Genomic DNA, 24,957 nt, shown 5'->3' with positions numbered 1-24,957 from the left:
CCGCGCCACCTCGGCCCGGGTAAAGCCGAGCACCCGCAGGCTGGCGAGCTCCCAGGCGCGCTCCTGCAAGGCGATCCGGGCGCTGTTGTAGACCACGCCGACCGCGACGATCACGGCAAAGGCCGTGAGGATACCGGCGCTGACCAGAACGATGCCCGCGATCTTGTCCAGGAACGAGCTCAGCGTGTAGGTTTTGATCGCTACCGACTCGATGACGGGAAGCTGCTTGAAGCGCCGCGACAGCGCCGGAAGCGCCGTCGGCTCCACGAACAGCGATGCGGCCGAAACCACCGCGCCCTCGCCGGTCAGGCGGTTGAGGGTATCGATCTCCATGTAGGACGACATCCCGATCGTCTCGTCGACGATGGCGCTGACCGGCAGTTCGATCTTGCGACGCCGGCCCTCCATCACCTCGATCGTCACGGTCTCGCCGGGGGTGACCTGGATCCGCTCGGCCAGCCGGCGGGTGAGGGTGATGCCATCCGGCGGCACGTCGATCGGCCGCAGCGCGGCATCATGCGGACGCCGCAGTCCGCCGTCGAACGGCAGGCCGATCACCGACGTCAAATAGCTGCGATGCCCGGCGCGCAGGCGGACCGGCACGATGCGAAGGCCTTCCGCGACGAGCACGCCGGGCTCGCGCGCGAGATCGCCGATGATGGTGCGACTGAGCGGATGGGGGAAGGTAACCATGGCGTTGCCGCGTTCGACCAGGTTGAACTGGACTTCGATCATCTGGTCAATCGCATCCCGCCAGAACAGCCCGAGCACGACCATCGGCACCGCCAGCGCGATGCCGACGATGGTAAAAGCGCTGCGCAGCGGGCGGCCGGCAAAATTTCGGATCGCCAGCACACGCCGTGGCGTCAGCGTCTTCGCGGACAGCAGCCCCTCGATCCACGAACGGTGAAAACGCCGCGGCGCGGCCGGCCGCATCGCCACCGCCGGAGCCAGCGCGACGACGTTTCGCAGCGCCGTCACGACGCCGAGCGATGCCGCCGCAAAGCTGATCAGGAAGCCGACGACCGCGGACCATGGCGTGAATTCGAAAACCAGCGCCGGGAGGCGAAAGAAGCCGTGATAGCTTGCAACCATCGCCTCACCAAAGACCAGGCCGCCGGCCAGGCCAAGCGCCGATCCGAACAGGACGACGACCGCGACCAGCTTGAGATAGTGCAGCACCAGCGGAGTTGTCGGAAAGCCGAGCGCCTTCAAGGCGGCGATCTGCTCGCGCTGCGCGGTCACCAGCCTGCTGAGCACGACGTTGAGCAGGAACGCCGCGACCCCGAAGAAGATGAAGGGAATGGTGATCGACATCACCTTTTGCTGGTTGAGTTCGTCCTCGAGGAAACGGTTCGAGGGTTGGTCCCGCCGGCCGATGGCCCCGACCGAACCATAGGGCTCGAGCAGGCGGTCGAGTTCGTCGATCACCTGCCTGGGGTCGGTGCCCGGGGTGAGCGACACGATGGCGTCGTTGAACGCGCCGTTCATGTCGAAGGCGGCCTCCGCTGCGCTGCGGTCGATCCAGAGCACGGCGTAGAAGCGGTCGTCGGGGATCGGCACCCCCGGCTTCACCGCGTAGACATATTCGGGCGACAGCGCGACGGCGGCGACGCGAAAGTTCTGGATGCGGCCGTTCAGCACGACCGGCACGTCGGTCCCAAGTTGAACGGAATTCGCCTCGGCAAAGGCCTCGTTGATCGCGGCGGTCCGGGTGTCGCCCGGTTCCGGCGGCGTGCCGCGGCGAACGTGCAGCCGCGCCAGCGGCTCGTCGCCGGCATGCGTGAGCGAGACCATCCGCGCGGAGACCGGCAACAGGGCGGAGGGCCAGTCCATAATGACGTCGCGCACGATGCGCGGCTCGACCGCGGCGACGCCCGGAATTTCATTGAGCTGCGCCACCACCGAGAGTGGCGCGCGCTTGAGCGTCACGAACACCTGCGGAAAGCGCGCACTTGCGTAGAAGCGATCGCGTCCGGCGCGCAGCGAATCGTAGGTCGAGATCGAAGCGATGAACACGGCCATGCCGGCGGCGACCACCAGGGCGATCGTCAACACCTGCCCGCGCATGGCAAGGATATCCCGCAGCAGCTTGCGATCGAGCAGGGTCACCAGCGCACCTCCTCGGGCGTCAGGCGGCGCGGATTGCGCACCTCACCGACGATGCGGCCGCCGCCGAGGCTGAGGACTCGATCCGCCATGCCCGCGATCGCCGCGTTGTGGGTGATGATGATGGTGGTGGTGCCGAGCTGCTGGTTGGCCCGCGCGATGGCGGCCAGCACGACCTTGCCGGTCTCGTAATCGAGCGCGCCGGTCGGCTCGTCGCACAACAGCACGTCGGGCGACTTGACGATGGCGCGCGCGACCGCGACGCGTTGCTGCTCGCCGCCGGAAAGCTGCGAGGGAAAATGGTCGAGCCTTTTTTCGAGCCCGACCAGCGCCAGCGCCTCCCGGGGATCGAGCGGCTTGTCGGCGATCTCGTTCACCAGCGCCACGTTTTCGAGCACGGTCAGGCTCGGAATCAGATTGTAGAATTGAAACACGAAACCGACATGCTCGCGGCGGTAGCGCGTCAGTTCGGCGTCGTCGGCGCCGACGAGGTCGTGGTCGCGCCAGCGCGCCTGGCCGCCGGTCGGCGCATCGAGCCCGCCGAGGATGTTGAGCAGCGTCGACTTGCCCGAACCGGAGGGGCCGAGCAGCACGACGAATTCGCCCTCGTAGATGTCGAGATTGACGTCCCGGAGCGCGTGGACCTCGACTTCGCCCATCCTGTAGGTCTTGGACAGATCGCGCGCCTGAAACACCACGCGACGCGGTTCGCCTTGTTGCCGGGGTTGGTTCAGCGCCACGATGTCCTGCTATTGCCCGCGCGCCCCAATGAGCGGCGACCATGGATAACGCGTCGGGCCGTCCGCCGTTTGAGACAGGTCAATTTGGCCCCCAGCGGATCCCGCGTTACAGCCCCGGCAGTGCCGAGAGGTAGACGTTCATCATGCCGTCGGCTTCCGCGATGACGCGCAGCGTTTTCGAATCGAAGGCGATCTCGGCGAGCCGCAGGCTGGTGATTTCGGCGGCCACCCGCACGCCGTCCTCGTTCTTCTGGAAATCGGCGATCACGGCGGCGATTTTCTTCTGCGCATTGCTGGCGAACGGTTTCAGGTCGATGGTGGCCTTGTCGGCCAGCGCCCGCTGCAGATGCGGCATCGCCGCGCGGGCGGCGGCTCCGAGCAAGCCGAACGCGGCTTCGGATTCCACCGCGAGCTCGATGTTGGTCAGCCGCAGCGTCTGCTGCGCCTGATCGAGCACGGGCCGGCCCCAGATATGCACATTGGCCTCGCCGCCTAGGCCGAAGAAGCTCTTCTTCTCCTTGGCGTTGACCAGCAGCGAGATCAGCAGCCGGTCGCCGGAGGCCGCGACGCTGGCGCGCTTGACGGTGACGTCGACCGATCCCGAACCGTCCTCCGGAAACGTCTTGCCGGCGAACTGCGCCTCCACGATCTTGTTGATCTCGGTGAAGGGCATGTCGATCGGCACGCCGATGCTGATGCCTCCCGGCGTCGGCGGGATGATGGAGATGGTCGCCGGGAACGGGCAGTCCGGCTTGGTCTGCACCGGCGTGATGCGGGTCTCGGCCTCGATGCCCAGCGTCAGCGTCATCGCCGAGGCATCGACACGCGGCTGCGCCGCGATCGCGCGGGTCGGCCGCAGCTCCAGCCACAGCGCCGGCAGCGTCGAGGTGGCGCCGGTGCCCTGCAGCGGAATCGAGCGGCAGGCCTTGGCCCACTGGGTCCGCGCGTTCTGCTCAAGTGCTGGATCGTTGCGGATCCGCGCCTGCGCCACCATGATCTGCTCGGCCACCGCCTTGTCGATCAGCGGCTTGACCTGCGCCGGCACGTTGACGCGCGCGCCCGCCACCACGAGGCTGGTGTCGCCGAGATTGACCTGCGCCGCCAGATTCGGCTCGATGCGCCAGGCGGCGGCGAGCTTCGGCCGTGCGGTGATGACGACGTTGCCCTTGATCTCGGCGCTGGCGTTGAGGTTCTTGATGTTGACGCTGCCGATCTTCTTGCCGAGGTCGCCGCCGAGCAGGCCACCCAGCGCATCGCCGACCGCGCCGGTCGCCTTCGCCGACAGCGAGCCGGTCACGTTCAGCGTTCCCGTCAGGGGCGTCGCCAGCGACAGCACGTCCTGGGCGCCGGTCGTCGCAATCGGCCCGCGCGAGGCGGTCCAGCCGATGTCGGCATTCTGCAGGATCTGCGACACCGGATTGTCGGCCTTGCCGGCAAAGGTGCGCGGCGCGCCGCGCTCGGCGGCGTCGCGAATCGCTGACAGCGCGATCGCCACCGGCGCGATGATGCTGGATGCGCGCGGCGCCGGCGGCAGCGGCGGCAACTGGACCAGCACGGGCGCACCCACGGTGCCGCGCGGCGCCACCCAGTCCATCGCTTTCAGGCTGACGAAAAACGAGGCCAGGAGCGCCGCGACCCCGAGCAGGATCATTTTTGGACTGATCGGCAGCCCCATCAGACTTTTCGGCAGACGCATCGTTTCCCCGGATTGATTCAGCAGCGGAGTTTATAGGGCGGGTGAGGGGGGCGCTAGGGCACTGCTGATGCCAGCAATGGAACACGGTGATAGCAGCCGTCATTGCGAGGAGCGCTTGCGACGAAGCAATCCAGCTTTCTTACTGCTGCACAAAAGCTGGATTGCTTCGCTTCGCTCGCAATGACGGTCGAAGGTTGGCGGCTTAATCCAACGAAACGAGGGGCGGGACCAGAAACAAAAATGGCGCCGAAGCGGCGCCATCTTGTTCGGTCACATTTGGGAGGGCGCTATTACCCGCGCCTGCCGTTGGTATTGTCGGCGCGGCGGTCCATCGGCAGCACGATCACCTTGGTGCCGACGTTGACGCGGGAGTAGAGGTCAGTGACGTCTTCATTGGTCAGGCGCAGGCAGCCCGAGGAGACGTGGGTGCCGATGGTGTGCGGCGCGTTGGTGCCGTGGATGCGATAGATGGTGCCGCCGAGATACATGGCGCGGGCGCCGAGCGGGTTGCCGGGGCCGCCGGCCATGTAGCGCGGCAGATAGGGCTGGCGCGCGATCATTTCCGCGGGCGGGGTCCAATCCGGCCATTCCGCCTTCCTGGTGACGGTCTGCACGCCCGACCAGGTGAAACCCTCGCGGCCGACGCCGATGCCGTAGCGGATCGCCTGCCCGCCGCCCAGCACATAATAGAGATAGGTATTGGGCGTATCGATGATGATGGTGCCGGGCGCCTCGCGGGTGGCGTAGTTGACGACCTGGCGCTTCAGGCGCGCCGGCATCTCGCGCACGGTGCCTTCGTCATCGTCGGAGGGGGCGGCCTGCACCGGCGGAGCCGATTGCGCCGGAGGCGCCATGAGGAAGGGAAACAGCTGCACCGGTGCCGCCGCGGCGGAGCCGGCAAATGCGAACGTGCCGATTGCCAGCGCACCGAGTGCTGCGGCAACGAGGCGGGAATTGGCTGAGTGGAACATGATCGACCCCTGTTTAGCGCCCTGCGCGCCAGTGTCCCCCGGCGCGTCGTTGGGGAAATCAATACCGATCAAGCGTTTCAGGAGCTTTGCACAATGTCGCCAAAATGGTTTCATCGGCTTAAGAATTGTTTCATTGCGGCTTCGTGGGCCCACCAAAGCGGCCCGCGGTTAGCCGTTCCCGACCCCGCCGCCGAAGTTTTTATCGATTTGTTTCAGGCATTTGTAACGGGGCAGGCCGGGCCCTCGTCGCCGGGTCAGTTCGGGCGGGGTGCCCGGCGCTTCGTCGCCGGACTATAGCGCGCGCATCCGCGCCGGCTCCTCGGGGGCGACATCGCCGATGGCGGTCCGCCGGTCGGCAACGGCATGGTTGAACTGGTCCAGCACGAGGCCGATCGCCGCGAGGTCCCCTTCCTCGATCGCGCCATCATCGTAGCAATCCAGCGTTTCCCGCAGCACGCCGTCGACCTCGTTTTGCATGGCGGTCAGTTCGTCGGGGGTTTCCGCCAGCCGCACCCTGGAAATGATGTCGAGCAAATTGTCGCGATGCTCGCCGTATTGTTCGCGTTCATCCCGCTTCCAGTAGTGACGCAGCCAGGCGCCGGCGGATCCGAGGCCTGAGAGAACCAGGATCGCGCCCCAGACATAGTCGGTATATTTTTCCAGGAAGGTGCGTTCATTGCCGTCGATATAGGCCGCGGCCCCCTGATGCGCCGGCAGTGCCGCGTCCTTTTCGGTATCCGGCTTCTCGATCTTGGCGGCCGTGGGCACTTCCCTGGCCAGCGTCTGGCGCACGGTGAACAATTGCCGGACGAAGCCGCCGACCGCGGTATCCGACAACGACTTCGGCGCGACGATCAGATGGTTGACGCTGACGGTGTCGATCTTGTCCTCGGGCCTCGGGGGCAACGGGCTGAAGGTGCTGCCGGGGATTTCCTCGGCTTCGTAGAGCGGGTGCTTTTTCGCGATCGTCTCCGAGACCTCGATCGGCAGGAATTTCGGTTCGCCTCGCGCCTTCGCGGTCGCGGTGATCGCCTCGATGGTGATCTTGCTGTCGAGCGGACCCACCGCCATGAAGGCTGCGATGGTCGGATCGCGCGCCATTTCGGCGATCTGGTTGGTGGCGAACTGGGTGATCGCCACCTTGTCGGGATTGACGCCGGATTCGGTCAGGATCACGCGCAGCAGGGTGACATTGGTCTTGGTCCGGCCGATGACGCCGACGCGATGGCCGGGGAGATCGCCGAGCTCCTTGATTTTCGGCGCCGGCGGTTTCTTCGCGCCTTTGGCCGGCAGGCCGGCCACCGACCACAGCACCACGACGTTCTTGCGCAGGATGGCGACCGACTGGGCGTCGGCCGGCAAATCCAGATCGCCGCGCGCGACCGCGAGGTCCGCCTTCCTGGCCGTCAGCAGCGCGATGCTCTCGATCGCGCCGTCGGTGGTGATCGGCTGCAGCCGCACCGCGCTGCCATCCCGGGCAAAGGTCTGCGCCAGCGCCTGCACCAGTTTCTGGTCGTCGCTGCCGGCCGGTCCGACTGCGATGCGCAGGGTGACGGGCTGCAGGATGTAATAGAGCCCGGCTGCGGCGGCGCCGAACAGGAAGATGCCGGCGGCCAGCAGCAGCAGCGAATAGTCCTTCCGCTTGCGGCGTCTGGGCGGCGTGTCCGGGCTATCGCTGGGATCTGATGATGACATTGTCCTGCCACGCTACACGAAAAACGTGCGTGCCGCCGGAAAAAGATCGGTCGCACATCGATGACGTCACACGCATGAAATATCCATGGCCGAACGTCGGGAAGCGAGAATCAGCAAACGCCCGGGCTTTCCTTCATGCGGATATTGATTGCGACAGACGCGTGGCATCCGCAGGTTAACGGTGTCGTCAGGACGTTAACCTCGTTGGCCCGCAGCGCGGCGTCGCTCGGCGCCGAAATCCGCTTCCTGACCCCGGAAGGGTTTCCGTCGATGGCGGTGCCGACCTATCCGGGCTTGCGGGCGGCCTGGCCGAACCGGCGCGAGATCGCCCGCCGGATCGAGGCGGCATCGCCTGATGCCATTCACATCGCGACCGAGGGACCGATCGGATGGGCGGTGCGCGCCTATTGCCGCCGTCGCAAGCTGGCGTTCACAACGTCCTATACGACGCGCTTTCCGGAGTACATCGCGGCACGCTGCATCATTCCGGCCTGGCTGAGCTATGCGGTGCTGCGGCACTTCCATGCCGCCGGCGCCATGACGATGGTCGCCACCTCGTCGCTCCGGCAGGAACTCAGCGCCAAAGGCTTCCGGAAGCTTGGCAGCTGGACGCGCGGGGTCGACACCAATTTGTTCCGGCCCGACGATCCGGCCGAGCTCGACCTGCCGAGGCCGATCTTCATGACGGTCGGCCGCGTCGCCGTCGAAAAGAATCTCGAGGCGTTTCTCGCACTGAACCTGCCGGGATCGAAGGTCGTGATCGGGGATGGGCCGCAGAGGGCGGAGCTGGAGCGCCGTTATCCGAAGGCCCGCTTTCTCGGCGAGAAGACCGGCCGCGATTTGACCTCTCACCTGGCGGCTGCGGACGTCTTTGTGTTCCCGAGCCTCACCGACACGTTCGGCGTCGTTCAGCTCGAGGCGCTGGCGTGCGGCACGCCGGTCGCGGCGTTTCCGGTCACGGGGCCGCTGGACGTGATCGCGGATCACCCGATCGGCGCGCTGGATACGGACCTGCGCCGCGCCTGCATCGGCGCGCTGAGCCTGTCCCGTGAAGCCTGTCGCCGTTTTGCGCTCGAGCGCTCCTGGGAAAACAGCGCAAGGCAGTTCATCGGCAATCTCTCTGCGTTGCAACCGAGCCGTTCGCTGCGACCTACCCGCCGCATGGCGGGCCAAAGTGCGGTCCAAGGCTGAACGGATCAAGGCTGAACGGATCAAGGCTAACCGCCCGATCATCACAAACGAGTTGGAGTTTCCATGGCAGAAATCATCAAACTGGACGGTAGCAGGCAATTGGACTTCGACCGCGAGACGGTCGAGCAGGCCTATGACCGCTGGGCCCCGATCTATGACCTCGTGTTCGGCGGCGTGTTCAGCAAGGGCCGGCGCGCCGCGATCACGGCCACCAACAGCATCGGCGGTCGCGTGCTGGAGGTCGGAATCGGCACCGGCATTTCGTTGCCGCAATACGCGTCCCACCTTCGCATTTTCGGCACCGATATTTCGGAGGCCATGCTGCGCAAGGCGAAGGCGCGGGTGGCGGATCTGGGCCTGAAGAATGTCGAGGGCCTCGCGGTGATGGACGCGGAGAAGCTCGAATTTCCCGATGGCTCGTTCGACGTCGTGATGGCGCAATATGTGGTGACCGCGGTGCCCAACCCGGAAGTCGCACTGGACGAATTCGCCCGGGTGCTGCGGCCCGGCGGCGAATTGATCCTCTTGAGCCGCGTCAGCGCCGATGCCGGCATGCGCCGTTTCATCGAGCAGCGGCTGCAGCCGGTGGTGCGTCAGCTCGGCTGGCGAACCGAATTCGCCTGGTCGCGCTACGCGCAATGGCTGGCGGGTGCGCACAGCATGGAATTGATCGAGCGCCGCCCGGTGCCGCCGCTTGGCCATTTCTCGCTGATCCGTTTCCGTAAAATCAAGGCCGTCGCGGTCGCCGCCTAGGCTTGCGCGCGCGGGCGGCCGCCGACCGCGGCGTCGCGAAACCGCGCATGTCATTATGATGTCGTCACATGCCGGACATCGAATCCCGGTAAATCGAATCAACATGGCTTGAGCCTGCCTTTGGGGAGAAGATGATGAGCAATTTCCGCGAACAATTGCGAACGCAACGGTGGGACGACCATCGCTACTACCATCACAGCCGCATCAACCAGAGCCTGCACTTCGTCAGTGCCGCGAGCTTCCTGATCGCCTATGTGCTGCTGTTTTTCGATCCGGTGGCCGCGGCCCTGATCGGCTGGCTGGTCTCGATGACCACGAGGCAGGCGGGTCACTTCTTCTTCGAGCCGAAGGGCTACGATCACGTCAACGAGGCGACCCACGACCACAAGGAAGAAATCAAGGTCGGCTACAATCTGAACCGCAAGATCGTGCTGATGACGATCTGGGCGCTGTCGCCGCTGGTGCTGTTTCTCGATCCCACCCTGTTCGGGATCTTCGCGCCCTGGAGCTCACCGGCTGATTTCATGCATCAGGTCGCCAAGGTCTGGCTGGCGATCGGGATCGGCGGTCTGCTGTTCCGCACCGTGCACCTGTTCTTCATCCGCGACGTCGAGACCGGCCTCGTATGGATGACCAAGATCCTCACCGACCCGTTCAGCGACCTCAAACTGTACTACAAGTCACCGCTGTACTTGCTGAAGGGCGAGTTGATCGATCCCGGCCTCGACAAACACGTCAAGCGCGCCTGACAGCAGATGATCCAGACGACGGTCGCCGGCTCACTGCGACCGTCGTCGCGTGATCATCTCTTTCAGGATCTGGCGGCGGATGGCCTTGTTGGTCAGCGCGGCATCGTGGAACCACCAGCCATCCCGCTTCATCTTTTCGGCTGCTGTCACGAAGCGGTCGGCCACTGCGGCGAAATCCGCGTCGGTATAATTCAGGCTGAAGATCAGACGGCCGGTGCCGACCCAGCTCAGGGCAAGCTGTTCCGCTCGCAGATAGTATTGCAGCATCCAGTTGTAACGCGACGGCTCGGTATATTGCACCATCCAGATCGACGACAGGTTGGCGACCCGGACCGGCAGGTCCTGCGCGGCCAGCCGTTCGTTGAGCTGCCGCGCGCGCTGGTCCCAGGTGTCGTCGAGCCCGTCATAGACGCTGCGGAAGGTGGGATCTTCCAGCCGCGTGAGGAACTCGTCCATCGCCGTCATGACGTAAGGGTGCGAGTTGAAGGTGCCGCGCGCAAAGCAGATGTCGACCGGGCGATCGTCACGGTAGCGGCGCATCAGGTCCTTGCGGCCGCAGACCACGCCGACCGGCAGTCCGCCCGCCAGGCTCTTGCCGTAGGTCACCATGTCGGCGCGGACGCCGAAATACTCCTGGGCGCCGCCGGCAGCCAGCCGGAAGCCGACGAAGACCTCGTCGAAGATCAGGACGATGCCGCGTTCGGTGCAGACGTCACGCAGGGCTTTCAGCCACTCGCCGTACGCCGCGCGGTCGAAATGTCCTTTTCGCGAGCTGTCGACCAGCGCGGAATCGGCGGGGGCGCCGGCGTTGGGGTGAAGCGCCTGCAGCGGATTGACCAGCACGCAGGCGATATCACGCCGCGTCTTCAACACATGCAGCGTCTTCTCCGACATATCGGCCAGCGTATAGGTCTCGTGCGGCGAAATCGGATTGCCGACGCCGGGCTGCACGTCGCCCCACCAGCCGTGATAGGCGCCGGCAAAGCGCACCAGATGCGAACGGCCGGTGTGATAGCGGGCCAGCCGCACTGCCTGCATCACGGCCTCGGTGCCGGACATGTGGAACGAGACCTCGTCGAGTCCCGAAATCGCGCACAGCCGCGCGACGTTGTCGGTAATGACGGGATGATAGGAACCGAGCACCGGGCCGAGCGCGTGGGCACGCGCCGCGGACTTCGCAATGCATTCCTTGTAGAAATCATTGCCGAAGATATTGACGCCGTAGGAGCCGGTCAGGTCATGGAAGACGTTGCCGTCGGGGTCGGTGACCGTGACTCCCGCGGACGATTCCATGAAGGCGCTGGTGCCAAGATGCTCGCGGACCAGCCGGCTGTACTGGAACGGCACCCGGTAGGCCTCGGTGAATTGCAGGTCGGAGATTCGCTCCGAAGCCTGCAGCGTCATCTGCCTGCCCTTGGGGAACCGCTCCTTGTAGAGCGCCGCCAGCTTGAAGAAGCCGTCCTGCCGTTGCAGCGCGACTTCGGCCGGCGCGCCGTCCGAGCGGAAGAAATCATCGATGCCGAATTCGTAGAACGGCACCAGCCGCGCGACCATGCGGGACATCTTGGAATGTCCCGTCAGCGAGCGGTGCTTGGCCCGCGAAAGCGCCAGCCGGGCGTTCAATTTGGGAAAGACTGTCGCGGCGCCGGTTATCGCAACCGCGGACAATGCCAGAATCGGGAGAGGCGAATCCATGCCACCAGCGCTAACCAGTACAGCTGACAGGATCATGACAGTGCGAGGCCTGATCGCCGCTTTGACCCAGCAGGAAAATCTCAATTTCCTGCTGACCAACCGGATTCCGCGGGCGGCCCTGACCCGGTTCATGGGCTGGTTCAGCAGAATCGAAAACCCTGTCGTAAGGGACATGTCGATCGCGTGCTGGCGGCTGTTCTCCGAACTCGACCTCAGCGAGGCGCGCAAGACCAGCTTCAAGAGCCTGCACGATTGCTTTGTCCGTGAGCTTCGCCCCGGGCTGCGGCCGGTCGACCCCGATCCTGCCGTCGTGGTCAGCCCGTGCGACGCCATCATCGGCGCGCACGGCCGGATCGAGGAGACCGAGCTGTTTCAGATCAAGGGTGCGCCTTACTCGCTTCTGGACCTGCTCGGCGACCCCGCGCTGGTCGAGCAGCACCGCAACGGCCGGTTCATTACGCTGCGCCTGATGTCCAGCATGTATCATCGCTTCCACGCGCCGCATGATTTCAGGATCGAGCGGGTCACCTTCGTTCATGGCGATGTCTGGAACGTCAATCCGATCGCGCTGAAGCGGGTCGAGCGGCTGTTCTGCAGGAACGAACGGGCGGTGATCCAGACGCGGCTGGCAACAGGCGAGGCGCTGACGCTGGTGCCGGTGGCCGCGATCCTGGTCGCGAGCCTGCGGCTGCATTTTCTCGATCTCACGCTCAATGCGCAAAGCCGCGGGCCGACGGTTTTCCCCTGCGATACAAGCGTGCGCAAGGGCGATGAACTCGGCTGGTTCGAGCACGGCTCGACCATCATCGTGCTGGCGCCTGATCATTTCGAGTTCTGCGACAATGTGGTGGACTCCGCGCGGATCAAGGCCGGTCAGCCGCTGATGCGGCGACCGGCGGCGCGGACGGTCCGGACCTCCTGATCGCACTGATCTCGATTTTGCCGCCGGGCGCCGCTATATAGCGGACGACCGGGACCGGATTCGAAATCGCAAAATTGGAACGCAGGATGGCGCGGGCGCCTGTATTGGCCGCGGGAGGCATTGTGCTGCGGCAGGGGGACACGCCGCTGTTCGCGGTGGTGCGCTTGCGCAAACGCAACGAGTGGGTCCTCCCCAAGGGCAAGCTCGATGACGGCGAAACGCCGCGCGCCGCCGCCGAGCGCGAGGTGCTGGAAGAGACCGGACACGATGTCTCCGTGCACGAATTTCTGGGAACGCTGGTCTACGAGTCCAACCGGGGCTCCAAGGTCGTGCACTATTGGCGGATGGAAGCCAGGGGCGGGCAGGTCCACGCCCTGATGCGCGATGTAAAGGCGGTCGACTGGCTGCCGCTCGACCTGGCCGTTGAACGGCTCTCGCGCGGCTATGAGCGCGCGTTTCTGGCCAATGTCGGTCCGCTGGCGCTGGAGGGGGCCGCGGTTGGCGGGACGGCGCGGCCGCCGAAGACCGGGCAGCCTGAGCCATTTTCCGACGCGGCGGTCCCGGCGCCGGCGCTTGAACCTGAAAACCACGATGCGTTCAGGACGGCTCAAGGCCGGCGCAGTCTGGTGCAGAAAGTGCGGGACTGGCTGCGGCGCGGCGCCTGATCCATAGCCGCGAATCGTTGCTAGCGAATCTCCCGCGGCAGTCGCCTTGCCGGCGCGGCCGGTCGCCGCTGCAGCGCGGGCCGGTTCTGCAATCCAGGTCGCAGCAGGCCGGGCGCGCCCTGCTGCGGCTGTAGATTGGGCTGCTGAAGGTTCGGCCGTGGCGCCAAGCCCGGTGCGTTTGGTTGCGCCGGTGCCGGCGCGCCGGCTCGCGTTGGCCCGCCGGGCGGTTGCAACTGACCCGGCCGCGGCGGCAGGGCCGGCTGTCCGGTCACGCGCGGCTGCGCCGGCGAACCCGCGCGCTGCGGCAAGCCTTGTGGATTCAAGCCTTGTGGATTCAAGCCTTGTCGGTTCAAGCCTTGTCGATTTAGGCCTTGCCGGTTGGGCAGGCCAGGTTGTTGCTGCTGCCCGGGCCGGTTCTGCAAATTGTTCTGCCGCTGCGGTCCGTTGGGCCGCAGCCCGCCTGGCTGACCCGAGCGGTTGGGCCGGTTCGGATTGAGCAGTCCCGGATTGGCGCGGCGGAACGCGCGGTGCTCGTTGACCACCCGGCGTCCGAGATTTTGCGTCGAGTGAACCTGCCGCACGAAACCCTGATCGCGCAAAATCTGCTGCGGCGAAATCGTCAGCGGCACCGCGGCAAAGCGCGCGCCTGCGCCTGCGCGGATGGTAAAGCCGCTGGCGCCCTGGCTGAGAAAGCCGAGCCGCAGGCCGGCGCGGTCGTTGACCTCGATCCGCCCGACCTTGCCGTCCGCGTCCGGATATAGTTTGACCGCGACGTTGTTGCGGCTGGTGGCGGAGGCGTCTTCCGGCACCTCGACCACGCCGGAGGTGCCGCGAATGCCGAGCGTCGCGGTCGGCGTCGATATTTTCATGTCGCCGGTTTTGGCGACCGAGGCCGCGACGAACGCCACCGTGCCCTTGACGACCTCGAACAACGCGGCGTTGTTCTTGCCGCCGTCTTCGTAGACGAAGGTGTCGATGGTGATCTTCGCGTTGGCGGTGAGATTGAAGGTGGTGGCGTCGTTGAAGGTGATGCCGAGCGACGATTTCGCCGAAGTCTGCACCACGTCGTTGAGATAGATCTCGTCCTTGACCTTCAGCGGGATCGCGGCGTCGTTGCGCGTCACGGTGGCGTTGCCGACCACGGTTGCGACATTGCCGATCGGCTCTTCGGGAGCTTGCGCGTCCGCGCTGGCGCCTGGCGCCGCCGCGGTGGGCGCCGCCGGTGCCGGCTGCGCCTGCGGTTGGGCGGCCTGGGCCAGCCTGACCTGCTCGTTCACGCCGTCTGCTGCGAGTGCGGGCATGCCGGCCGGCGCCAGACAACAGAGCAGCCAGCCTGCAACCAGGAAACGATGCGCTGTCACGATGGATTCCGACCGGAGATGGGCCTGCAGAATACAAGGCCGCTCACGATTGAACAGCCCCGACATTGAAAGACCGGCACGGCTGAACCGCGGGTGAACAAGCGCGGGATCGCTGCGGACAAGCAAAAGCCCGCCGGAGCAACCGGCGGGCCATTGAATTCATGCCGCGATCGACCGCGTGCTTACTTCACCCTGGCCGGCGCCAGATTGATCGGCTTGCCGGGCTTCGATGGTGTGTAGTTCACGGGAGTGGCCGCCGGCGTTTCCTTGCGGAATACGGCCTTGCAGCCGTCGCTCAGCGCCGCGCGCTGCCGGTGCATGCAGGCGGTGATGCGATTGACATCGGGAATTTCCGAACTGCACAGCCGCATCGCGTCGCTGGCGCACATCTGCTCCTGCTCCGCGGTGTGGGCGAGCGAGGCCGTCGTCAGCATGCCGAAGGCGAGTACGGTGGCGACCAGCAATTTGCAGCCGCCGAAATTCGAACCAGTTGAAGTCATTGATGTCCCCTTGTGAGCGCCCAAATTCGCCTAAGTCAAGTCTGCCTAAGTCACGCGCCGGTCCCCGGCGTTTCGTTGCGAAGAAACTACCCGGCATCCGTTTCAGGACGTTTGCGTCAAACCCGCAAATTGGTTTCATCGCGTTGAGATTTGTTTCATCGCTGCCGTCGCACCGATCGTTAACCATTGCCGTCCGGCCAGCAAAAAGCCCTCGCGGAAATCCGCGAGGGCTTTTTCAAGATCGATGCTTCAGCTGACGCGCTTCCAGGTCTGGCCGCCGCAGAACATGCCGCCAAAGGCGCAGCCCTGAACCCGCAGCGCATTGGTGCCCTTCATCGCGATCGTCGAGTCGTAATTGCGGCCGCTATCGGGGTCGTGAATCGTGCCGGTCCATTTGGAAGCCTGTTGCTTCATGTTGATCAGGATCTTCTTGCCGGTCTTCACGGCATAGCCGCACAGGTTCTGCCCGCATTCCTCGATCCGGACATTGCCCTTGTTCTCTTCGGTGGCCCAGATGCCGAGCGGGGTGGTCGGCGCAGGCGCCGCGGCGGCCGGGGCGGGCTGTGGTGCGGTGATCGGGGCAGCTGCCGGAGCGGGAGGCGCTTCGACGGCGACGGATGGCGCGGGCGAGACGGTCGCCACCGTCGTCGGCGCGGCCGGCGCGGGAGTTGCGACCGGAGCGGTGCTGGCGACGGGGGCCGCCGGTTGCGGCGCCTGAACGGCGGGAGCCGGGGCGGGCGCGGCCGGTGCTGTCGTCGGCGCGGGTTCGGCAACCTCGGTATCGTCGCTGGAGCCCTTCGACTTGAAGCCCTTGAAATTACCGAGGCTGGAGCCCGAGATGCTGGAGCCGGAGATACTGGGCGCCGAGATCCTGATGCAGGACAGCGAGTCGCAATTCCTCGGCGCTTCGATGCGGATCTTGTGCCCCTCGATCTGGAAGGAAATCGAATTGCCGGCCTGGGCCGATGTCGTCGCCATCAGCAGCGCGGCGAGTATGAAGAGCTTTTTCATGTGAGCCTCCTGGTGCAGCGGGTTTTTGAACTTGCCCGGACCCTATGCGGGCCGACAGCCGCCTTCCGTGATCTGCGTCACCCAGGCGGCCGGCTGCGCCAGACATTCCGGCACGGTGATTCAAATCACATTCGGTGCAGCTGCGCGGGCGCTAGTTTTCCGCACCGCATTCGGGACACTCCTCGGGAGTCTTGCGATGAAGCGACTTTGTTTTCTCATCGTGCTGATGCTGCTCAGTTCATCTGCCCATGCCGGCAATACGTTTTCCTTCGTCGTCGGCGGACACCGCATCCGCATCGAGGCGCCCCGGCATTGCAACTCTCCGTCATGCGTTTCGATTTCGATTCCGGGCATCTATCAGGTGCGCCGTGGGCGCGATCGCCTTGACGAGGATGATCGCGACGTGACCGAGCCGGTGAAAACGCCGGCCGCCGTGCAGCCGCCGATCGTTCCGCCGCCGGCCGAAGCCGTCCGGCCACCGGCGGTCGTTGCGCCGCAGGTGTCGAGCGTTTCGCATCAGGTGGAAGACGATCCGGCCGATACACCTGTCGGCGACTGGCAGAGCGAGGGCAGCAAGGGAGCGGTCCGCATCGAGCGCTGCGGAAAGGCGCTGTGCGGCTATGCGCTCAACCCATCCTCCAGCGACAAGGGCGAGGCGGTGCTGGTGAATATGAAGCCGAAAACCGGCTCGCAATGGACCGGCAACGTTTACAGCCACGACAGCGGCGATACCTATTACGGCACCATGGCGCTGAAGGGAGCGAATGCGCTGCGGGTCGAAGCTTGCGCGCTCGGAAGGTTTTACTGTTCGGGCAACAATTGGAGCCGGACCGTCACCCGGCCGGAGAAGCTGATCACCTCGCGGCAGTTGTCGACGGAGCCGCGGTCTTAGCGGAGCTCGGTGAGGTCTCTGTGTGTCCGGCTGTTGTTATCGACCACCGGCGGAACGGAACAACCTGTCGCCGTTTTCAGGGCTCCCATCGGGAGCCCCGAGGCTGCGATCTCTCGCCGTGGTCGGCTCAGAAACCGGAAGCGGTCATGGCTTTCGACGCATGAAAACGCCCGGCGGCTGGATGGCTCCAGGCCGCCGGGCGCTGATTCATTTGGGGTTGTGGTGATCGAGTTAGAACACCCCGAGCACGATGGCGCCAACAAAGGCGATGGCTGCATACGCGGTAACAACGCTCACTTTGCTGACCCAGGGACCCAGCAAGGTCATCGCGAAATCTCCGTCGTTCACGTCACTGCCCGCTCAACTCCCAAAGCTAGCAAAGCGTTCCCAACGCAAAAAGTCAGCCTTGCTGCACTATTATCGTCTGTCCACAGGATGGAACGGCGGCAACATGGTTAAAGAAGCGTGAAATCAACGCGTTGAAGAGTCCTTAAATATATTCGTTGAACGTGCGCGCATGACGCGCGGAGTTCGTTTGTATCTCGTCGGCTCCTTCGTCCTTGTTTCGCTAGCGGGCTGTGGCCGCGGATTTTTTCAGTCCGCGGAGCGCGAACCGTGGCGGGCCGAGGCCGAATTGGCATGCCTGAAGTCCGGGACGGTGAAAGAAAACGCCGAACTGGTTCGAATCAACCCGATTTCGGGCCCCGGGGTCTGCGGCGCGGAATATCCGCTCAAGGTGGCCGCCCTCGGCGAAAGCATCGGCAGTTTCGGCTTTGCCGACGATTTGCGGCCGCCCGGCGCCATCGGCAACGGCCCGCGCTGGCCGGTTTCGCAGCCGCCTCGGGCTGCTCCACCGCCATCCTCCTATCCCGACAGTTCGATGCGCCAGCCGGGCGGCTATGGCGCGCCGTCGAACGGTCCGATTTCATTGACGGCGCCCGGCGTCGTCCCCCCGGAAGAAGACGAGATCGCGCGCGCCTCGGAGGAGCCGGTTGGCAGGGGAGGCTATCCGTCGCCGTCGGCCTATCCAAGGGATCGCGGGCCCGCGCCCTATTCGGAACGTCCCGCCAGCGCGCAGCCGCTGCCGCGGCTCGGACCGGCGCAGGGCAATTCCGTCGCGGCGTTCGGTCCGGTGGCGATGAAGCCCGCGGCGACCCTGGCCTGTCCGATCGTCTCGGCGCTCGATCGCTGGCTGGCCGATTCCGTGCAGCCCGCCGCGATGCGCTGGTTCGGTATCCGCGTGGTCGAGATCAAGCAGATCTCTGCCTATTCCTGCCGCGGCATGAACGGCAATTCGCGCGCGCATATCTCCGAGCACGCTTTCGGCAACGCGCTTGATATCGCAGCCTTCACGCTGGCCGACGGACGAACCGTCACAGTGAAGAACGGCTGGAAGGGCATGCCGGAAGAGCAGGGATTCCTGCGCGACATCCAGGCTGCCGCCTGCCAGCAGTTCAACACCGTGCTGGCGCCGGGCTCCAACATCTATCACTACGATCACATCCACGTCGATCTGATGCGCCGCAAGAGCCAGCGCACCATCTGCCAGCCCGCCGCGATCTCGGGCGAGGAGATCGCCGGCCGCGCCGGGCAGCGCACCCCCTATGCCGCGCGCGAAGCTTACGTGACCGGATCGATCGGCGCCCGCAAGAGCGTGTCGCATCGGCATAAGGCCAACGACAAGGTCAACGAAGAAGACGAGTTCATGGACGATTAGGGCGCGTGCCCCGGTACGCGCACGCAGCAAGCCGGTCGATGCCAAGTTCAACATCTGCCGGGGGTGCTGAGCGGCGTCGAACCGCGATGTGGCCTCTGCCGTCTACCGAAAATTGCGGTTGGCCCGCCAGTTCCCTCTCAGTTGAACTACGTAGCCGGCGCTAGCCATTGGTTAAGGCAGGGCTCCCTACGATGGTTTGTATTGTTATTCCTTGTTTTGAGACTGGCGGCCACGATTTCGGTCCCGATTGGCTTTGGAATGCGAGTTCATTTCGTCACCGACGAACCCGGCAAGATCGCAGCCATCCGCGCAATGCTGGAGCCGCGATACGAGTTATTCTGCCAGTTGCTGGGAGAGCGTGGAACGCAAACTGGCGCAGACGGCGCGCTGCTGGTCGACGCCGATCTGCGCAAGGCGGCTGCTATCGAACAGATCCGGCTGGTGATGCGGCAGCAGAAGCGCATTCCCGAAAAGCTGTTTGTCGTCGAGAAACACAGCCACCATTTGATCGCACAGGCCTATGCGCTCGGCGCGACCTCGGTGGTTTCGCGATCAAGAGAAATTGCATTCAAGCTCGCGCAGATCGAGGTCGCGGAGAAGGCGACACGCGCCGGAGTCGCCATTGCCGCGCCCGATATCACCGGCAGCGCGGCAGCCTTCGCGTCCATGTTCGCGGCGATACGGGACGGCAAGCCGATCAGCCTTTCCGATGCCGACAACGCCACCTCGCAAATCGTCGACAGCATCGAGCAAAACGGGCTTAGCGCCTGGCTCGAGGACGTCCGCCGCTACCATGAAGGCACGTTCCAGCATTGCCTGCTGGTGACCGGAGTAGCGGTCGGCTTCGCCCTGGAGATCAGGCTCGCCAACCGGGACGTCAAGCGGCTCGGGATGGCGGCAACCCTCCATGACATCGGAAAGGCCCGTATACCCTTGCCGATTCTCGACAAGCCCGGACGGCTCGACCCGGATGAAGAAGCGATCATGCGGCGCCATCCGAATGACTTATTGAAGGACCTTCCCGGCATCAACCCGGAGATCCTCGATGGGGTGAGGCACCATCACGAATATCTCGATGGCTCCGGCTATCCCGATGCGCTGAAGGCGCCGGAGATTTCCGATCTGGTGAGATTGCTGACCATCTCCGACATCTTCGCGGCCCTGATCGAGTCGCGGCCCTACCGGCCGGCGATGCCCCGCGAATGCGCCTACAAGATCCTGTGCGGGATGGAAGGCAGACTGGAACAGTCGCTGCTGAAGGCGTTCCGCACGGTCGCGCTGGTGGCGTAGCCGATGCAGTGAACGTAGGGTGGGCAATGCTTCCGGCGTAGCTCGAAGAGCGAAGGCGGAAGCGTGCCCACCGGTTCATTGTTCGGAGGAAATGGTGGGCACGGCGCAAGGGCGCCTTTGCCCACCCTACAAGATCTACATCGCCAGCCGCTCCAGCACATCGTGCACGATGCCCTCCAGCAGATCGAGCTTGTAGCCCGTCATTGGCAACGGGTTTGCACCTGACCCAGCCTGCCGTGCCGCTTCCGCAATCACCGCAGCACTGGCCGGCTTGCCCTGCAAGGCGGCCTCGCACGCCGCGAGGCGGAGCGGGACCGGCGCGATGCCGCCGGCGGTGATGCGGATGAACTGGAATGTACCCGAACTCACCACGGCGCGGGCGCACACTTCGGCCAGCGGCCACTCGGCATGGCTGCGGCTGATGGCGCGCTTGTAGAGCGCGCGCTCGCCCGGCAGCGGCGCGGGCAGTCGGACGCCGCGGATCATTTCGTCCGATGCGAGCGCATGATCGGACGTTCCGTTGGAGCCATCTCCCAGGAGTTCGCCGATCGAAATCGCCGGCCTTTGGCTGGTGGCGATGCTGGCATCATAGCCGAGCAGCGCCGCCGCCATGGTGGAGGGATGCGGCGCCACGCAGGGGCCGAGGTCGAAGGCGACGCTGTAGAGGTGATTGCCCGTTCGGGCCGGGCAATCGCTGCCGCCCTTCTTCAGGCAGGCGATATGCGGATCGCGAAAATACCAGCAGCGCGAGCGCTGCGCGAGGTTGCCGCCGAGTGTGGCGAGATGGCGGACCTGCGGCGTGGCGAGGCCCAATGCGGAAGCAGCAATGCCGGGATAGGCCGCCGCGATGCGCGGGTCGGCGCCGATCGCAGCGATGCTGGTGAGCGCGCCGATGGTTGCGGCGCCATCCGCGCCCCATGTCACGCCGATCGTGTCGGGTGCGGCGGCCAGATCGATCAGCGGTCCCTTTGAAACGCCGCTGCGCCGCCTTTCGCTGAGGTCGGTGCCGGCGGCGCGGAATTCGGCGCGTGGGGCGGAAGCCGTCATCGGTGCTGACGTCATGCTGCGGTCCTCCCTTTCAAGGCGGATATCAGACGGTCGGGGCGGATCGGAATTTCCGTCAGCCTGATTCCGGTGGCGTTGCGGATGGCGTTGGCCAGCGCCGGCGATGTCGGCACCGTCGCCACTTCGCCAATCCCGACGCTGCCGCCGAGCACGTGATCAAAACCAGCTTCGTCGAAATGCACTGAAATCGCCGGCGTGTCGGCGATTCCGGGAATGCGGTAGTCCTCCATCCCCGCAGAGAGCACGCTACCGCTGCGCGGATCGGTTTCGCGCGCTTCATACAGCGCATAGCCGAGGCCCTGGATCACCGAACCGGTGGCCTGGCTGCGCGCCAGCGCGGGAGCGGCGATCTTGCCGACGGCAATGCCGGTCTGGACGTTGAGCACGCGGACATGGCCGAGCCAGGTGTCGACTTCGACCTCGATCACCTGCACCGAGCTCGGCACGCCGGCGCCGACCGCCAGATTGGAAAAGCGCCGCAGCATCCAGCCGAAGATCATGCCCATGAAGCCCGCGTCCTTCAGCGGCGAGCGAATACCGGGCGCCGTCGGCTTCGAGTCTTCGGGACGCACGCTGGTGACGCAGAGATCGGGCGACGCCGCGATCATCTCGCGCCACGGCGCGTTGGAACCGGCGACGGGCTTGCGCCTGGCATTCTGCTCGATCGCGTCCTTCAGCTTCTGCACGGCCAGCAGCGTCGGCGGAATCACGGAAGCCGTGCTGCGGCTGCCGCCGGCGCCCGGTCCTTCAGGCAGCCTGGAATCGCCGATCCGCACGTCCACGTCGTGCGGCTCAAGTCCGAATTCGTGCGCGACGGTGTTGGCGATCACGGTGCGGCTGCCCTGGCCGATATCCTGGGTCGCGGTGCTCGCGATCAGCCGTCCGCCCTCGACCTTGAGTTCGATCTTCACGCCGGGCTGCCAGAGATAGAGCCAGTAGCCGGACGCAACACCGACACCCCTGCGATAGCGGCCGGTCTGCGCGGCGGATGTCTTGCGGTTGCGCCACACGTCGAGGCCGGCAGCCCAGTCATAGAGGCGCTGGCGGTTGGGATTGGGATCCCAGCGTTTTCGCAAGGCGATCGGATCGAGCTTCATCCGCAAGGCGGCTTCATCGATCGCCTGTTCCAGCGCGAACGCCATCGGCGGCCCGCCGGGGCCGCGGAACGGCGCGCCGGGCGGCAGATTGCTGACGACGTCGTAATCGGCCAGCTGCTTGGCCTGCGCCGGATAGATCAGCCGCGCCAGCGCGGCGATGGTCGAGTTGGTCGCAGCCCCGGTGTCGGCGTGTGCGGTGAGCGACAGCGCCTTGAGGTCGCCCTGTTCGAACGGCAGCAGCGCGATCGCAATTTCCGTGGCCGGCCGGTAGCCGGTGACGGAAAGCTCCTCGTGCCGGTCGAACGCGACCCTGACCGGGGCCTTCGCGGCGCGCGCAAGGTCAATCGCCGCTGTCGTCTCGATGCCGAAGCTCGCCTTCGAGCCAAACCCGCCGCCGACATGATCGGCGATGACGCGGACCTTGTCGTGGCCGAGCTTGTAGCGTTTGGCGATCAGCTCCATCAGATGAAACACCGCTTGCGTGGAGACGTGCACGGTGAGGCTGTCGCCGTCGAAGCGCGCGACGGCGGCGTGCGGCTCGAGGCAGCTGTGCGACTGTGTGGCGGTCCGGAACGTCGCTTCGAACAGCAACGGGTCGTGCGCCTGCCGCGCGCTCTCAACCCAGCTCCGCACCTTCTTCGGCTTTTGCGAGAACGCCGCGGTTGGGCCGCGGACATTGCCTTTCCACGGCGCCGGGCCTCCCGCGCCTTCCGAGACGTTGCCGGCTTTCTTGCGACTGGATTTTTCGAACACCACGGGCGAATCCGGTTTTCGCGCGGCATCCAGTCCGATCACCGACGGCAGGCATTCGCTGGTCATTTTGATGGCGGCGATGGCCGCCAGCGCGGTCTTGCGGTCCTTTGCGGCAACGGCGGCAATGGGATCGCCGACATAACGCACCATGCGGTCGTCGCCGAGCAGCGAGACTGCGGCGCTGACGTCGGGTAGCGCGAGCGCCGGAGCGAGGTCGAGTTCGGTGATGCGTGCGTGCGGAAACGGCGAACGGAGGAGGACGCCTTCGAGCTGTCCGTCATGGCGGATGTCGACGGTGTATTTGGCTGATCCCGTCACCTTCTGCCGCGCCTCGACGCGCGGCGGGTTCGGATCGACGCCGTCGAAATGCCCGGCGCAGGCCGCGGCCACCGCGTTGAAGATGCCGTCATAGGCCCCGCAGCGGCACAGATGTCCCGACAGGGCCGCGCCGATTTCCTCGCGCGACGGGATCGCCGTCCCCTTGTCCCTGCGCCAGGAATCGCAAAACGCCGCGGCCTCGACCACGAAGCCCGGCGTGCAGAACCCGCATTGCAGCGCGTCGTGCGCCATGAACGCCTTCTGCACCGGATGCAGTTGTGTCGCGCCGATGCCTTCCACCGTCGTCACCTTGGTGTTGGCGGCGGCGCGCGCCGGCATCAGGCAGCTGACGACCGGCGCACCATCCACCAGCACGGTGCAGGCGCCGCAGACGCCGGCCCCGCACACCAGCTTGGTGCCGGTCAGATCGAGATCGTCCCTTATGACATCGACGAGAAGCGCATCGGGATCGTCGGGCAGGGGGGCGAGGCGACCGTTGATCGTCATCGTGCTCATTTGCGACCTCCAGAATTTTTTGCGAGCGGGTTATTTCGGGATAGGCTTTTTAGGGACGGTCCTCCTGGCGGCGGACTTGGCCGATGATGGCTTCGGCAAGGGCGTGACGGCGCCGGCGACCAGCATCCGCGCCATGGTGGTGAGCGCGTCGACGAAGGCGTCGGCCGGCTGCATCCCCGGATGCGCCGACTTGACGCCGTTGATCGCCATCTCCAGGCATTGCGCCAGTCTTTGCGGCGTCATGCCATCGGCGAGCGCGAGGCGCTGCTTGCGGCAGACCCGCTCGATCGTGGCTGCGCCATGGGCGGCGTAGAGCTCGGCATATTTCAGGTAGAGGTCGCGGGCCTGCAGCAGATGTTCGGAGAACAGCTCCTCGATATGGGGCGAGCCTTCGAACGAGGCGATGAACTGCCGCAGCCGCGCGGTCACCCCGGCGACCAGAATGTCGGCCAGCCCGCCGCCGGCTTTCTCCGCGGCGTTCGCCGCCGCGACCTCGGCGGCCATGGCATCCTCATGCACCCGTACGATGACGGCGCGGAACAGCGCTTCCTTGGATTCGAAATGGTGGTAGAGCGCCTGCCGCGTCAGGCCGGCGGCCTCGGCCGCCTGCTCGATCGACGAGCGCCGGAAACCGTGCCGGCGAAAGACGGTCATGGCGGCATCGAGAATGCGGTCGCGCGGCTTCATTTGTCGATTTTTACAAAAGACGAAGAAGTGTCAAATAACGGATTCGTGTAGCGGGCGGACAGTCAGAATTCAAGATATTATTAGGTAATGCTAATGTAATGAATCCCGACAGACCGAGCATCACGCAGAGGTGACTTGTTGTCGCTGCACGCCTGCAGCAGAAAGCGCAAATGTACGGACGCCCCAACGATTCCAGGCGCAGAACGCCGAGCCGGCAAAACGGCTTGTGGCGTTCATTGCTTGCGCTGTTGTGTATCCTGGGGATGTTTGCATCGTTCCTTCAGCCCGCCTTCGCGCGCGCTCCCTCAAAGGCCGCATCATCGGCCTTCCTGCAGAGTCATTCGGTCAAGGGTGGCAAACCCTGCCAACGGGCGGTGCCCGGCGCCCTGGGTACGTCGTGCAGCGTCGGCACCCTGGTTGGGTTGGAGATCAAGACTTCCTCGGTGATGGAAGCCTCGCATGGCAAGGCCGGCGTGGTGCCGTTCGCTGACAAGCTGCTCCATGTGCAGTGGCTTGCCGCTCCCCAGTTCCGGCCTCCGCGGATCGGCGCATAAGGTCAGCTTC

Annotated in this window: 21 protein-coding genes; 9 read left to right on the top strand and 12 right to left on the bottom strand. The window is 65.3% G+C overall.

What is annotated here, in order from left to right:
* From Q7T45_RS24465 to Q7T45_RS24445, 5 genes are all read right to left on the bottom strand, one after another.
* Positions 1–2,112 (bottom strand): ABC transporter permease (locus Q7T45_RS24465; RefSeq protein WP_304874333.1); only part of this gene is annotated, 2,112 nt, incomplete at its 3' end.
* Positions 2,109–2,768 carry an ABC transporter ATP-binding protein gene (locus Q7T45_RS24460; protein ID WP_304874337.1) on the bottom strand — a complete coding sequence of 220 codons (660 nt, stop codon included), beginning with the start codon at positions 2,766–2,768 and terminating at the stop codon, positions 2,109–2,111. The genes Q7T45_RS24465 and Q7T45_RS24460, both read right to left, overlap by 4 nt.
* A gap of 187 nt (positions 2,769–2,955) precedes the next feature.
* The gene (locus Q7T45_RS24455) at positions 2,956–4,545 is read right to left on the bottom strand and encodes a DUF4403 family protein (protein WP_370691354.1); all 1,590 of its coding nucleotides are present in this window, start codon (positions 4,543–4,545) and stop codon (positions 2,956–2,958) included.
* Positions 4,546–4,835: 290 nt separating this feature from the next.
* On the bottom strand, positions 4,836–5,516 hold the full coding sequence (locus tag Q7T45_RS24450) for a L,D-transpeptidase (RefSeq protein WP_304874332.1): 681 nt from the start codon (positions 5,514–5,516) through the stop codon (positions 4,836–4,838).
* A gap of 291 nt (positions 5,517–5,807) precedes the next feature.
* Positions 5,808–7,211, bottom strand: a complete 1,404-nt coding sequence (locus tag Q7T45_RS24445) for a TAXI family TRAP transporter solute-binding subunit (protein WP_304874331.1) — start codon at positions 7,209–7,211, stop codon at positions 5,808–5,810.
* A 135-nt stretch (positions 7,212–7,346) separates the two neighbouring features.
* Between Q7T45_RS24445 and Q7T45_RS24440 the strand changes: the two genes are divergently transcribed.
* The 3 genes from Q7T45_RS24440 to Q7T45_RS24430 all read left to right on the top strand — a co-directional run bounded on the left by Q7T45_RS24440 (position 7,347) and on the right by Q7T45_RS24430 (position 9,904).
* Positions 7,347–8,402, top strand: a complete 1,056-nt coding sequence (locus Q7T45_RS24440; RefSeq protein WP_304874330.1) for a glycosyltransferase family 1 protein — start codon at positions 7,347–7,349, stop codon at positions 8,400–8,402.
* A 63-nt stretch (positions 8,403–8,465) separates the two neighbouring features.
* Complete coding sequence (locus tag Q7T45_RS24435; RefSeq protein WP_304874328.1) at positions 8,466–9,155, top strand: class I SAM-dependent methyltransferase; 690 nt, start codon at positions 8,466–8,468, stop codon at positions 9,153–9,155.
* Positions 9,156–9,286: 131 nt separating this feature from the next.
* Entirely contained in the window at positions 9,287–9,904 is a 618-nt protein-coding gene (locus Q7T45_RS24430; protein WP_304874327.1) for a hypothetical protein, read from the top strand.
* A 30-nt stretch (positions 9,905–9,934) separates the two neighbouring features.
* On the opposite strand, the gene Q7T45_RS24425 is transcribed toward Q7T45_RS24430, so the two are convergent.
* Complete coding sequence (locus Q7T45_RS24425) at positions 9,935–11,599, bottom strand: aminotransferase class III-fold pyridoxal phosphate-dependent enzyme (RefSeq protein WP_304874326.1); 1,665 nt, start codon at positions 11,597–11,599, stop codon at positions 9,935–9,937.
* 34 nt (positions 11,600–11,633) lie between these two features.
* Between Q7T45_RS24425 and asd the strand changes: the two genes are divergently transcribed.
* Positions 11,634–12,521, top strand: a complete 888-nt coding sequence (gene asd / locus Q7T45_RS24420; protein WP_304874324.1) for an archaetidylserine decarboxylase — start codon at positions 11,634–11,636, stop codon at positions 12,519–12,521.
* A gap of 86 nt (positions 12,522–12,607) precedes the next feature.
* The gene (locus Q7T45_RS24415; protein WP_304874322.1) at positions 12,608–13,186 is read left to right on the top strand and encodes an NUDIX hydrolase; all 579 of its coding nucleotides are present in this window, start codon (positions 12,608–12,610) and stop codon (positions 13,184–13,186) included.
* A gap of 20 nt (positions 13,187–13,206) precedes the next feature.
* Here Q7T45_RS24415 and Q7T45_RS24410 read toward each other — a convergent pair whose 3' ends face one another.
* The 3 genes from Q7T45_RS24410 to Q7T45_RS24400 all read right to left on the bottom strand — a co-directional run bounded on the left by Q7T45_RS24410 (position 13,207) and on the right by Q7T45_RS24400 (position 16,058).
* On the bottom strand, positions 13,207–14,547 hold the full coding sequence (locus Q7T45_RS24410; protein WP_370691352.1) for a FecR domain-containing protein: 1,341 nt from the start codon (positions 14,545–14,547) through the stop codon (positions 13,207–13,209).
* A 182-nt stretch (positions 14,548–14,729) separates the two neighbouring features.
* Positions 14,730–15,047, bottom strand: coding sequence for a hypothetical protein (locus Q7T45_RS24405; RefSeq protein ID WP_304874320.1), 318 nt, complete (start codon positions 15,045–15,047; stop codon positions 14,730–14,732).
* Between the two features lie 249 nt (positions 15,048–15,296).
* Positions 15,297–16,058 (bottom strand): DUF2147 domain-containing protein, encoded by a 762-nt coding sequence (locus Q7T45_RS24400; protein ID WP_304874318.1) that lies wholly within the window; start codon positions 16,056–16,058, stop codon positions 15,297–15,299.
* Between the two features lie 196 nt (positions 16,059–16,254).
* Between Q7T45_RS24400 and Q7T45_RS24395 the strand changes: the two genes are divergently transcribed.
* The 3 genes from Q7T45_RS24395 to Q7T45_RS24385 all read left to right on the top strand — a co-directional run bounded on the left by Q7T45_RS24395 (position 16,255) and on the right by Q7T45_RS24385 (position 19,957).
* On the top strand, positions 16,255–16,950 hold the full coding sequence (locus Q7T45_RS24395) for a DUF2147 domain-containing protein (protein WP_304874317.1): 696 nt from the start codon (positions 16,255–16,257) through the stop codon (positions 16,948–16,950).
* A 517-nt stretch (positions 16,951–17,467) separates the two neighbouring features.
* Positions 17,468–18,667 carry an extensin family protein gene (locus tag Q7T45_RS24390; protein WP_304874315.1) on the top strand — a complete coding sequence of 400 codons (1,200 nt, stop codon included), beginning with the start codon at positions 17,468–17,470 and terminating at the stop codon, positions 18,665–18,667.
* Between the two features lie 63 nt (positions 18,668–18,730).
* Positions 18,731–19,957 carry an HD-GYP domain-containing protein gene (locus Q7T45_RS24385; RefSeq protein ID WP_304874313.1) on the top strand — a complete coding sequence of 409 codons (1,227 nt, stop codon included), beginning with the start codon at positions 18,731–18,733 and terminating at the stop codon, positions 19,955–19,957.
* A 135-nt stretch (positions 19,958–20,092) separates the two neighbouring features.
* On the opposite strand, the gene Q7T45_RS24380 is transcribed toward Q7T45_RS24385, so the two are convergent.
* Genes Q7T45_RS24380 through Q7T45_RS24370 form a run of 3 tightly spaced genes read right to left on the bottom strand, consistent with a single transcriptional unit; the run spans position 20,093 to position 24,393 of the window.
* On the bottom strand, positions 20,093–21,019 hold the full coding sequence (locus Q7T45_RS24380; RefSeq protein WP_304874312.1) for a xanthine dehydrogenase family protein subunit M: 927 nt from the start codon (positions 21,017–21,019) through the stop codon (positions 20,093–20,095).
* The gene (locus Q7T45_RS24375) at positions 21,016–23,706 is read right to left on the bottom strand and encodes a molybdopterin-dependent oxidoreductase (protein WP_304874310.1); all 2,691 of its coding nucleotides are present in this window, start codon (positions 23,704–23,706) and stop codon (positions 21,016–21,018) included. The genes Q7T45_RS24380 and Q7T45_RS24375 overlap by 4 nt, the downstream gene beginning before the upstream one ends.
* A gap of 30 nt (positions 23,707–23,736) precedes the next feature.
* Positions 23,737–24,393: a TetR/AcrR family transcriptional regulator gene (locus Q7T45_RS24370; protein WP_304874309.1), complete on the bottom strand. Its 657-nt coding sequence runs from the start codon at positions 24,391–24,393 to the stop codon at positions 23,737–23,739.
* Positions 24,394–24,563: 170 nt separating this feature from the next.
* Between Q7T45_RS24370 and Q7T45_RS24365 the strand changes: the two genes are divergently transcribed.
* On the top strand, positions 24,564–24,947 hold the full coding sequence (locus Q7T45_RS24365; RefSeq protein ID WP_304874307.1) for a hypothetical protein: 384 nt from the start codon (positions 24,564–24,566) through the stop codon (positions 24,945–24,947).
* The last annotated feature ends 10 nt before the right edge of the window (positions 24,948–24,957 follow it).

Origin of the sequence: Bradyrhizobium sp. (genome assembly GCF_030646015.1) — a bacterium.
Taxonomy (GTDB): Bacteria; Pseudomonadota; Alphaproteobacteria; order Rhizobiales; family Xanthobacteraceae; genus Bradyrhizobium.
Note: the sequence above shows the minus strand (reverse complement) of the source record. Positions and strands in the feature narration are given on the sequence as shown.